This is a genomic window from Burkholderia sp. MSMB1498 (assembly GCF_001526245.1).
GTDB classification, from domain to species: domain Bacteria; phylum Pseudomonadota; class Gammaproteobacteria; order Burkholderiales; family Burkholderiaceae; genus Burkholderia; species Burkholderia savannae.
On sequence record NZ_LOYJ01000092.1, the window covers coordinates 88,219 to 96,827 of the forward strand.

7 protein-coding genes are annotated in these 8,609 nt (G+C 66.7%); 6 read left to right on the top strand and 1 reads right to left on the bottom strand.

Annotation, left to right across the window (positions count from 1 at the left end):
• Nucleotides 1-25: 25 nt before the first annotated feature.
• The 5 genes from WS91_RS20320 to ppk2 all read left to right on the top strand — a co-directional run bounded on the left by WS91_RS20320 (nt 26) and on the right by ppk2 (nt 7,174).
• Complete coding sequence (locus WS91_RS20320; RefSeq protein ID WP_059670870.1) at nt 26-2,149, top strand: peptidase domain-containing ABC transporter; 2,124 nt, start codon at nt 26-28, stop codon at nt 2,147-2,149.
• Nucleotides 2,146-3,168, top strand: a complete 1,023-nt coding sequence (locus WS91_RS20325) for a hypothetical protein (RefSeq protein ID WP_059580412.1) — start codon at nt 2,146-2,148, stop codon at nt 3,166-3,168. Before WS91_RS20320 ends, WS91_RS20325 begins: the two co-directional genes overlap by 4 nt.
• 13 nt (nt 3,169-3,181) lie before the next feature.
• Nucleotides 3,182-4,477 carry an HlyD family secretion protein gene (locus tag WS91_RS20330; RefSeq protein WP_059580415.1) on the top strand — a complete coding sequence of 432 codons (1,296 nt, stop codon included), beginning with the start codon at nt 3,182-3,184 and terminating at the stop codon, nt 4,475-4,477.
• Nucleotides 4,478-4,490: 13 nt separating this feature from the next.
• Complete coding sequence (locus tag WS91_RS36085; RefSeq protein WP_059580419.1) at nt 4,491-6,020, top strand: OmpW/AlkL family protein; 1,530 nt, start codon at nt 4,491-4,493, stop codon at nt 6,018-6,020.
• 227 nt (nt 6,021-6,247) lie between these two features.
• Nucleotides 6,248-7,174 carry a polyphosphate kinase 2 gene (ppk2, locus tag WS91_RS20340; RefSeq protein ID WP_038749428.1) on the top strand — a complete coding sequence of 309 codons (927 nt, stop codon included), beginning with the start codon at nt 6,248-6,250 and terminating at the stop codon, nt 7,172-7,174.
• A 60-nt stretch (nt 7,175-7,234) separates the two neighbouring features.
• Here ppk2 and WS91_RS20345 read toward each other — a convergent pair whose 3' ends face one another.
• The gene (locus tag WS91_RS20345) at nt 7,235-7,492 is read right to left on the bottom strand and encodes a hypothetical protein (protein WP_059580422.1); all 258 of its coding nucleotides are present in this window, start codon (nt 7,490-7,492) and stop codon (nt 7,235-7,237) included.
• 407 nt (nt 7,493-7,899) lie between these two features.
• Between WS91_RS20345 and WS91_RS20350 the strand changes: the two genes are divergently transcribed.
• Nucleotides 7,900-8,609 (top strand): pyridoxal-phosphate dependent enzyme (locus tag WS91_RS20350; RefSeq protein WP_197422257.1); only part of this gene is annotated, 710 nt, incomplete at its 3' end.

The following is an 8,609-nucleotide window of genomic DNA, read 5'->3' on the forward strand; positions in this document are numbered from 1 at the left end:
TTGTCGTGTCCAGCATTCGCAAGCTATGTGGTTCAACACAAATAAAGTCAGGCCCATTCTTCAGGACGAGGTGACCGAATGCGGTCTCGCGTGCCTTGCGATGATCGCGACCTGGCACGGCCGGGACACGACGTTGCGCACGCTGCGCAACCGGTATCCCGTGAAGATCGATTCCGGCCTGTCGTTCTTCGATCTGATGGAGATCGCGAACGACCTCGGGATGCGCGCGCGCGGGCTCCAGTTCGAGGCGAACGAGATCGACGCGCTGAAGCTGCCGTGCATCCTGCACTGGGGGATGAACCACTACGTCGTGCTGACGAAAGTCTGCTACGGCAGCGTGCACATCGTCGATCCGGCGCTCGGCGAGACGAAACTGCCGCTCGCGCAGGCGCTCACGCAGATCACGGGCTACGCGCTCGAGCTCAATCCGGACATCGGCTTCAAGCACGTCGGCACGTCCGACAAGATCCATCTGCGCGACTACCTGGTGGGCCTCACGGGCATTCGCAAGAGCATCCTGCTCGGCGTCGGGGGCGGCATCGCCGCGCAGTTGCTGCTGCTGCTCGGGCCGTCGTACGTGCAGCTCACGATCGACGAGGCGCTGAAGAAGACCGACGTCGACATCCTGTACCTGCTGACGATCCTGTTCGGTATCGTGTTCCTGTTCGACACGCTGTACGCGAACCTCGTCGGCAACATCAAGAGCTACTTGCGCAACATCGTGTCGCAGCAGCTGTCGTCGAACATGGTCGGGCATCTCGCGCGGCTGCCGATCGGCTATTACCTGTTCCACAACACGGGCGATTCGATTTCGCGCGTCGCGTCGGTGTCGGAGATCGGCCGCTTTCTCGTCGACGGGCTGATCGGCGGGCTGCTCAACGTGTTCACGTGCGTCGTCACGCTCGTGCTGATGCTGTATTACAGCCCGGTGCTCGCCGGCATCAGCCTCGCGGGGATGGTGCTGTTCGCGCTGTCGCGGCTCGCGATCCAGCCGCAGCTGCAGGACGCGATGTCGCAGATCCTCACGCGCGGCGCCGAGGCCGACGCGCTGCTCATCGAGAACATTCGCTCCGCGCATTCGATCAAGCTGCTGTCGTCGGAAACCTCGCGCAGCAGCCTGTGGGTGAACGCGTTCACGCAGAAGCTGCAGGCGGTTCGCCAGCAGGAGCGGCTGCAATTGCTGTTCGACGCGATCTCGAAGGGGATCGTCCATGTCGAGCAGCTGATCATCGTCACGTACGGCGCGTGGCTCGTGATGCACGGGCAGAGCACGATCGGGATCATCTACGCGTTCATCCAGTACAAGAACCTGTTCGCGGACAAGTTCATCGATTCGATCCAGCTCTACGTGCGGCGCAAGGTCTTGCAGGTGCACATGGACCGCGTCGCCGACGTGCTGCAGACCGAGACCGAGGAGCCCGCGCCCGACGCGCCGGTGCGCTCGGTCGAGCATTTCGACGGCTCGCTGTCGATTCGTGCGCTGACGTACACACCGAAGGGCGGCCGCCGTGCGATTCTCGAAGACATCGATCTCGACGTGCCGGCCGGCGCGAAGGTCGCGATCGTCGGCCGGACCGGCAGCGGCAAGACGACGCTTCTGAACCTGATCTGCGGGCTGTATCAGTCGAGCCCGGGCACGCTGTTCGTGGGCGGCGTCGATCTGTCCGAGGTGAACCTGAGGCTCTACCGAAAGCACGTCGCGGCCGTCACGCAGTCGGATCAGCTGTTCCGCGGCACGATTCGCGACAACATCACGAACTTCGCGCCCGCGCCACGCGTCGGCGCGATGCACGAGGCCGCGCGCCTCGCGTGCATCGACCGCGAAATCGATCAGCTCGACAACCGCTACGACACGCCGCTCGGCGACACGCAGAAGTTCCTGTCGGCCGGGCAGATGCAGCGCCTGCTGATCGCCCGCGCGCTGTATTGCGAGCCGCGGCTCCTGATTCTCGACGAATTCTCGTCGAACCTCGATCAGGCGACGACGCACGAAATCTGCCGCAACGTGCTGACGCTGCCGTGCACGATCGTGCTCGTCACGCACGACGCGTCGATCCTGTCGATGGTCGATCGCATCTACGAGATGCGCGACGGCCGCCTCGCCGAAGTGACGCCCGAGCGGCAGCCGGAGCTGGAGGTGCAGCGATGACGTTGATGCGGCTCTTTCTGTTCAATGCGTTCTCGTATTGCTTCTTCGTGCGGCGGATCGTCAAGCGGATCGCGCTCGGCCGCTCGCCCGAGCGCGGGCTCGGCATGATGCGCTGGTGCGCGGGCGTGTGCCTGCGCCTCTTTCCGTCGATCCGCTCGTCGATCGAAATGTCGGTGAGGCACATGCTGAGCGCGCACCTGAACGACGATCCGGTGCGCATCCGCGGCGTCGCGGACGGCATCGTCCACGAGCTGTTCGAGGCCGAGGTGGCGGGGCTGATGCTGCGCTCGCACAGCATCGCGTCGATGAAGGCGCTGCTCGACCGGATGGAATGCGAAGGCGAGAGCGCGCTGCGCGCGGCGCTCGCGCGAGGCGGCCCGCTGATGCTCGCGGGCCTGCACTTCGGCAACCTGATGCTGTTCGTCACGAAGCTGCGGCTGATGATTCCCGAAGACCGCAAGATGATGATCGTGATGCACAAGGACGCGCCGGGCGCGTTCTTCGACGACGCGCTGCGCCTCGTCGAAGAATACGGCGCGGGCAAGATCGAGCTGATCGACATCGAGCAGCGCGTGCATCTGCGCCGGCTCGTCACGGGCTTGCGCAAGGAAGCGCCCGTGTTCCTGCTGTTCTCCGATCTGCACGGCCGCTTCGGCAAGACCAACGCATGCCGGCTCGGCGGCCGCTGGGTGCGGCTCGCGGGCGGCGGCGTGAAGCTCGCGGTCGAGCACGACATCCCGATGCTCGTGTCGTACGCGACGGGCGTGCCGTTTCGCGACACGTGCAAGATGCACTTCGTCGAGCTCGACGCGCGGCCCGCGTCGCGGATGCTCGGCGTCGCGGACGAATCGTCGCGCGTCGCGGCGACCCATCAGCGGATCGCCGACAAGCTCGAGGAAGCGCTCGTGAAGCAGCCCGAACAGTGGCACTTCTGGGAGCACTTCACGCCGTACCTGATGCCATCCCCGTTGCTCGAGCCGAACGCGCGCGCCGCCGCGCAGACGCTGCGCAGCGCCTGACGAGTTTTCGCCCATGCCTACCTGGATGACCGCTCTGAGAGAGCAGAAGACGCCGCGCAAGCTCACGCGCGGCACGACGTTCGGCACGGTGATCAACGGCGTCGTCGACGTGCCGGTGTCGATGCGGTTCTTCTGCTATCTGTCGATCGCGATGTTCGTGATGTTCGTCGTCGCGCTCGTGCGCCTCACGTATGCGAACACCGAGAACGTGATGGGCATGCTCACGCCGCGCACGGGGCTGATCGGCGTCGGCGCGCCGCCCGGATGGGCGGTGCGCGAGGTGTTCGTCGCGAAGGATCAGCACGTGAAGGCCGGCCAGAAGCTCCTGAGCGTCACGCGCGACACGAGCTTCGTCGCGCAGGCGAACAACGCGCAGGGGATGCGCGAATCGATCAAGCGCCAGCGCGTCGAGGTCGATCAGCAGATGGATGCGGTGAAGCTCGAATACCAGTCGACGATCCAGCAGATCAACCAGCAGATCGGCGCGCTCGCGGAGAGCCGCGGCCTCATGGACAAGCAGATCCAGGACCAGAAGCGGATCGTGTCCGAGTACCAGGAGCGGCGCGACCGCGTGAAGCAGCTCTTGAACGAGCAGGTGGTCACGCTCGAGCAGTACAACCAGGTGAACACGCAGTATCTGCAGGCGAGCCAGGCGTATCAGGATCTGATGCTGCGCCGCGCCGATCTCGTGAAGAACGCGATGAAGCTGCGCGGCGATCTGGAAACCGTGCAGAGCAAGTACGACGGCTCGAACGCCGAGCTGAAGATCAAGCGGGAAGAGCTGAACTCGAAGGAATTCAACATCGACGAGAACGTGAACCAGGTGCTGTACGCGCCCGCCGACGGGCAGATCGTGCGGTTCGACGTCGTGCAGGGCAGCGTGATCGATCCGCCCGGCACGCGCGTCGTCGAGATCCTGCCGGCGAAGGCGGACGGGCTCATCGCCGAGCTGTACATTCCGTCGTCGAAGGCGGGGTTCGTGAAGCCCGGCCAGGAAGTGAAGCTCGCGTACGGCAGCTATCCGGTCGAGAAGTTCGGCACCTATCGCGGCAAGCTGCTGTCGGTGTCGCCCGTCGCGTTCACCGCGAAGGAGCTGAATCTGCCGGCCGACGCCGGCGCGCCGCAGACCTACTTCAAGTGCTGGGTCGAGCTCGCCGACCGCAATCCGGCGTTTGAAGGCAGGCCGCTCACGCTGAAGGCCGGGATGACGCTGAAGGCGGACATCGTGCTCGAGAAGCGCAGCCTGCTCGAATGGCTGTTCGAACCGTTGTATCGGATCCGGCAGCGGATGTTCGGTACGCCCGCGTGACGGCCGATGCGTAATGGGTGACAAGCATCGTCGACGACGCGCGCGCCGCGGCTGGCGCGCTCCGGTGTCCTGTTGGCTCGGCGCGACGCTGCTCGCGTGCGCATGGTCCGCGCACGCGCAGGACGGCGGCTCGGCGAAATGGCGCGACGGCGCGGACGGCATCGGCTTCTTTCCGGGCGGCGACGCGCCCGGCTTCGACGCGAACGCGTGGGGGCCGGTGCCGGGCGACGCGCGGCGGGCGTCGGCGGGCGCGGGGCGCGGCGCGGCGTCGAGCGGCGGCGCATCGAGCGGGACGGCGGACATGGCGGGCGCAGCGGCTGGAGCGGGCGCATCGGACGCATCGGGCGCCCTCGCCGCGAGCCCGAACGCGCCGCGTCCGCGCAGGCTCACCGAAGAGACGATCACGCTCGGCCAACGCGTCGCGACGCCGGCCGCCGCGACGCGCGTGCGCTCCGGCGGCGGCGGCGACGGCATCGGCTTCGCCGACGCGCCGGGCGGCGCGCCCGCGGACGACGCGCCCTCCGCCGACGCATGCGGCGGCAGCGCGTGCGCGCCGGACGAGGGCGCGGCGCGGCGCCCGCCCGCGGACGCGGCGCCGCGCTTCATCGCCGGCGTGCGCTACGACCGGATGCCGTACGAGCTGCATCCGATCGATCCGGAAATGCTGCCCGATCTGCCGGAGGCGCAGGGCCCGACGCTCCTCGAGCAATTGCGGGGCGACGACAGCAACATGATCGGGATCGGCTGGCACTACGTGTTGTCGACGGGCCGCTCGACGCCCGTGACGACGACGACGGGGGCGCTCGGGATCGGCAGCTTCGTGAATCCGGGCTCCGCGGTGTCGATCAGCAACGCGAACACGCCCGCGTTCACGTTCACGCATTTCTTCGGCGAGCACGTCGCGGCCGAGATCGTCGGCGGGATTCCGCCCGAGCTGACGATGCGCGGCCACGGCAGCGTCGGGTTGCCGTTCGACAAGATCTTCCCGGGCGTGCAGGGCCGGCTGCCGCTCGTCGACCTCGGCAACACGCAGAGCAATCCGCTCGGCACGACGCGCGCGTGGCTTGCGTCGACCGTGTTCAAGTATTACCTCGGTAAGCGCGAGGACCGGCTCCGGCCATACGTCGGCCTCGGCATCAGCTACACGCGCTTCACGAACTCGAACCTGAGCCCGGTGTTCGCGAACAAGCTCACGTCGCTCGGCGGCCTGCTGTCGGCGGGCATCTCGCTCGGCGATCTGCAATCGCTGCTCGCCGATCCGAGCGCGCTCGATCGTCTGCTGCAGGCGGGCGCGAATCTCGTGCTGTCGAACGGCGTCCATGCGACGGCGAGCGTGAAGAGCACGTGGACGCCCGTGTTCGTCGTCGGCGCGAACTATCAGCTCACGCGCCAGTTGTCGCTGTCGACGGCGCTCTCGTACATTCCGCTGAAGGCGGCGATCACGCTCAACATCAACGACGCGAAGCGCATCCTCGCGTCGAACACGACGACGCTTTCCGCGAACGTCCTGCTCTGCACGATGCTGCTCAACTACCGGTTCTGAGCGGCGTCGCGCGGCTCCGTGCGCTCGAGGCAATCCATGCGCTCCGGCCGGTGCCGGCGTGGATGTGGGCGTCGCCGGCGGGCGGCCCGTCTCGTCTCATCGTCCGGCGGCTTGCCGGCCGCCGGCCACGCCGCCGCCCGATCCTTTCCGCGCGGTCATTCCCCCGACATCCGGGCCTGCGATAATGTGCGCGGAACGCGTCTGCAACGCGCAGCAAGGAGGCCGGCATGAGCGAAAAGGACACGCGGCGCGACATGGCGCCGCTGCACGAGCGGCAGCGCCGCTTCGAGGAGGATCTCGTCGACGCGTACGACGAAGAGCTCGAGATGGAGCTCGACGACCGTCGCTTCGAGGATGAGACGCTCTTTTCCGCCGAGCGCCGCGAAGCGCGCAAGCGCTACTTCCGCGAGCTGTTCCGCCTGCAGGGCGAGCTCGTGAAGCTGCAGGACTGGGTCGTGAACACCGGGCACCGGCTCGTCGTGATCTTCGAGGGGCGCGACGCGGCGGGCAAGGGCGGCGCGATCAAGCGCATCACGCAGCGGCTGAATCCGCGCGTGTGCCGGGTCGCCGCGCTGCCCGCGCCGAGCAACCGCGAGCGCACGCAATGGTATTTCCAGCGCTACGTCGCGCATCTGCCCGCGGGCGGCGAGATCGTGCTGTTCGACCGCAGCTGGTACAACCGCGCGGGCGTCGAACGCGTGATGAATTTCTGCACCGACGACGAGTACGAGGAGTTCTTCCGCTCGGTGCCGGAGTTCGAGAAAATGCTCGCGCGCAGCGGAATCCAGATCGTCAAGTACTGGTTCTCGATCACCGACGAAGAGCAGGAAGTCCGCTTCCAGAACCGCATCGACGATCCGCTCAAGCAATGGAAGCTGAGCCCGATGGATCTCGAGAGCCGCCGCCGCTGGGAGGCGTACACGGCGGCGAAGGAGGAGATGCTGATGCGCACGCACATTCCCGAGGCGCCGTGGTGGGTCGTGCAGGCGGTCGACAAGAAGAGCGCGCGGCTCAATTGCATGAGCCATCTGCTGAGCCTCGTGCCGTACTACGAGATCGAGCGCGATCCCGTGCATCTGCCGCAGCGCGAGCATCACGACGACTACATCCGGCGTCCGGTGCCGGCCGACATGATCGTGCCGGAGATTTACTGAGGTCTTCCCGCGGCGCGCGCGGACGAACGCCCGCGCGCGCCGGGACGCCGACGCCGCGCGTCAATAATGCTTGGCCGGGATGCCGAACAGGTTGAGGAGCGAGTTGCCGAGGTTCACGGCCGCCGTCGTCAGCACTTCGCCGATGCCGTATGCCGCGCTGCTGATCGGCGACAGAAGGCCGAGCGTGAGCGTGTTGCCGATCGTTTCCGCGCCTTTGCCTGCGACCTCGATCAGATTGCCGAGCGTGTCGAAGATGCTGCCGCCGTCATAGTGGCCGCCCGAGACGTGGGCGATTTCCTGCTGGCTGAGTTCCTGCATCTTGGTTCTCCTGAGAAGTTTGGACCCAAAGAGTCCGGATTGACGAGTGGCCCGACGGGCGTCATGCCCGGCCGGAATTCGACGGCACCGGACCGGGACCGGTGCCGCAACAGACATTAGAGACATGTTCGATTGAAAGATGTACGTTAGGCTACGAATGCAATATGTCAGGATGTGCCGCGCGTCACGAACGCGGCGCCGGCGTGCGCCGGGCGGGATTGACAAACCGTGCGCGCTACCGCAAGCTTGCGCACATGAATTCCTATGGCTTTCGCATCGCGCACATTATTCGCACCATTCATCGAATGGTGGGTTAGCGCGCGTACGAAAGCATTTACAGCAACCCGCCCCGTGAGGCGGGTTTTTTGTTTCCGTCTCCCGGGCGTCCACTCCCAGGAGAGCCTGCCATGCAGTCAGACGACGCCGTCACGGAAACCCCCGAAGCCCGCACGCGAGCCGCGCCCGCGATGCGCGCGGCGAGCGCGCTCGACGAATACCTGAAGCTGATTCTGAACGCGCGCGTCTATGACGTCGCGCGCGAGACGGCGCTCGAGCTTGCGCCGAACCTGTCGGCGCGCGTGCGCAACACGGTCTGGCTGAAGCGCGAGGATACGCAGCCGGTGTTCTCGTTCAAGATCCGCGGCGCGTACAACAAGATGGCGCATCTGTCCGCCGACGCGCTCGCGCGCGGCGTGATCACCGCGTCTGCGGGCAATCATGCGCAGGGCGTCGCGCTCGCGGCGGCGCGGCTTCGCGTGAAGGCGACGATCGTCGTGCCGGAGACGGCGCCGCGCGTGAAGGTCGATGCGGTGCGCGCGCACGGCGGCGCGTTCGTCGAAGTCGTGCAGGCGGGCGAATCGTACAGCGATGCGTATGCGTACGCGCTGCGCGTGCAGCAGCGCGACGGGCTCGCGTTCATCCCGGCGTTCGACGATCCGCACGTGATCGCGGGCCAGGGCACGGTCGCGATGGAAATCCTGCGCCAGCATCAGGGGCCGATCCACGCGATCTTCGTGCCGATCGGCGGCGGCAGCCTGGCCGCGGGCGTGGCCGCGTACGTGAAGGCGGTGCGGCCCGAGATCAAGGTGATCGGCGTGCAGACCGACGATTCGTGCGC